The 2,592-nt window shown below is 63.5% G+C and carries 3 protein-coding genes; all 3 read left to right on the plus strand.

The window, feature by feature from the left end:
• Window positions 1–237, plus strand: a 237-nt coding sequence (locus tag EOA33_RS31535; RefSeq protein WP_127407403.1) for an SDR family oxidoreductase, incomplete at its 5' end; no start/stop codon positions are given.
• Between the two features lie 385 nt (window positions 238–622).
• Entirely contained in the window at window positions 623–1,597 is a 975-nt protein-coding gene (locus tag EOA33_RS31540; RefSeq protein ID WP_127407404.1) for an ABC transporter substrate-binding protein, read from the plus strand.
• A 75-nt stretch (window positions 1,598–1,672) separates the two neighbouring features.
• Window positions 1,673–2,592: glycine betaine/L-proline ABC transporter ATP-binding protein (locus EOA33_RS31545; RefSeq protein WP_145989394.1), on the plus strand; the 920-nt coding region annotated here is incomplete at its 3' end.

Raw genomic sequence — 2,592 nt, forward strand, 5'->3', positions numbered from 1 at the left:
ATCTGCCCCGGCATCATCGACACCGACATGTGGGCCTATAACGACACCGCCTGGGGCAAGCTGCTCGGCGACTACAAGCCGGGCGAGTTGATGGCGGAGTGGGTGAAGAACATCCCGATGGGCCGTGCCGGCAGCGGCGAGGACGTCTCCGGGCTGGTCAGCTTCCTCGCCAGCGACGATGCGGCCTACATCACCGGTCAGACCATCAATGTCGATGGCGGCCTGATCATGTCCTGAGGCTGTCGGATTGCGCATCGCTCAGTGCGTTTGTGCGTTGCGCGACATGAACCTTGGTATATATAATTTCATCCTATGAAACGGCTTCGGCTCGCCGCATGACGCGCCAGGCCTGGATCATGGGACCCTGATGGCTCGCATGCTCAAGAGCGCCGCGCTGGCGGCGATCGAACCGCGGATGACTGCCCCGGCAGCCATCGACGGGCGGCCATGACGCGGCCTCGCTTCGCACGGCACCTTCATCCTGGCATCATTTCACCTTTCGCGCCGGCTTTAGTGCCGGATGGGCGCTTGCGCAGCGACCGGCTTTTCCAACACAATCATAAAAAGACCAGAAGAAGGGAACGACCGATAATCCTCACCAGAGCTTGACAGGAGAACAAGCATGTCACTTCGGAGCATGATTTCGACAGCATCAATGGGAGCCCTAACGCTTGCCCTGGCAAGCGCACTGACGCCGGCAGCGCAAGCGGCCGCGCCTGAATCCAGCGATCCGATCAAGATCGCCCTGTTCGACTGGACCAGCGTCAACCTCAACGCCAAGATTCTTGGCGGCATCCTCGAAAAGCTCGGTTACACGGTCGAATATCCGACCGCAGATTACCTCTCCAGCCTGACCACCGGCCTCACCAATGGCGACCTCGATGTCGGCCTCGAATTCTGGGACACGACCGCCGGCGAAGCCATGAAGGCTTCCGACGCCACCGGCCAGACCGAACGGCTGGGCAAGCTCGGCCCGAAGGCCAAGGAAGAATGGTGGTTTCCGGAATACATGAAGGAAAAGTGCCCGGGCCTGCCCAACTGGGAAGCGCTGAAGGACCCGAAATGCGCCGAAGCCTTCTCGACGGCCGAGACAACGCCGAAGGGCCGCTACCTGGGCGGCCCGGTGACCTGGGAAGGGTTTGACGACGAGCGCGTCGAGGCGCTGAAGCTGCCCTTCACCGTCATCCATGCCGGCACCGACGCGGCAATGTTCGCCGAGCTCGAGTCCGCCTATCAGCGCAAGGCGCCGATGATGCTGTGGATCTATTCGCCGCACTGGGCGCCGGCCAAGTACAAGGGCGAGTGGGTGCAATTCCCCGAATACACGCCGGAGTGCTACACCGACCCGAAATGGGGCACCAACCCGGACGCCAAATATGACTGCGGCAAGCCGCATGGCGAGATCTGGAAATATGCCTGGGGCGGCATGAAGGAGAAATGGCCGGTCGCCTACAAGGTGGCCAAGGCCTATACGATCGACACCGACGAGCTCAACAAGATGAGCGGCGACATCGACCTCAACGGCAAGTCGCCGGAAGAGGTCGCCGCCGCCTGGATCGCTGCCCACGAAGCCGACTGGAAGGCCTGGGCGCAATGACCGTTCCGACTGGAAACTGCGAGACCCGGCCGGGCATGGCCGGGTCTCTACTGCCCGTTCCAGAAGGACGAATGCATGAGCAACGCGACTGATCCGCAGGCCGCCGGCGCGCCCAGGGATGCGCGCCCGATAAAACTTGCCTGCCGCAATGTCTGGAAGCTGTTCGGCGCCAATGCCGCGAGCTTCATCCGCGAGCGCGCCGGCAAGGCGAGCCTCACCGACATAGCGGCGGCGGGACTGGTCGGCGCGGTCCGCGCCGTCGACCTCGAGATCCGCCAGGGCGAGATCTTCATTATCATGGGGCTGTCCGGCTCAGGCAAGTCGGCGCTGGTGCGCTGCATGTCGCGGCTGGTCGAGCCGAGCCACGGCAAGGTCGAGTTCGAAGGCAAGGACCTGCTGAAAATCTCCGATGCGGCGCTGATCGAGCTCAGGCGTCACCGCATGGGCATGGTGTTCCAGAATTTCGCGCTGCTGCCGCATCTCAACGTGCTCGACAATATCGCCTTTCCCTTGAGCATCCAGGGGCAGGACCGGGCGACGCGAGAGGGCCGCGCCCGCGAGGTGATCGAGCTCGTCGGCCTGCGCGGGCGCGAGCATTTCTATCCGCGCGAACTTTCCGGCGGCCAGCAGCAGCGCGTCGGCATCGCGCGCAGCCTCGCCACCAAGCCGGAGATCTGGTTCCTCGACGAGCCGTTCTCGGCGCTCGATCCGCTGATCCGCCGCGAGATGCAGGACGAATTGATGCGGCTGCAGACGATGCTGCACAAGACCATCGTCTTCATCACCCATGATTTCGACGAGGCGATCCGGCTCGCCGACCGCATCGCCATCATGAAGGACGGCGAGGTCATCCAGACCGGCACGCCGGAGGAGCTGGTGGTCAATCCGGCGACCGATTATGTCGCCGAGTTCACCCGCGACGTCGACCGCGCCAAGGTGATCTCGGCGAGGAGCCTGATGCGCGCTTGCGGCGGCACCGAGCATGGCGGCACGGT

This window comes from Mesorhizobium sp. M4A.F.Ca.ET.050.02.1.1 (genome assembly GCF_003997725.1).
In the GTDB taxonomy this organism is placed as follows: Bacteria; Pseudomonadota; Alphaproteobacteria; order Rhizobiales; family Rhizobiaceae; genus Mesorhizobium.

Bases quoted from the DNA above. Each gene is read 5' to 3' on its own strand.
- EOA33_RS31540 (WP_127407404.1), top strand. From the start codon at position 623: ATGTCACTTCGGAGCATGATTTCGACAGCATCAATGGGAGCCCTAACG.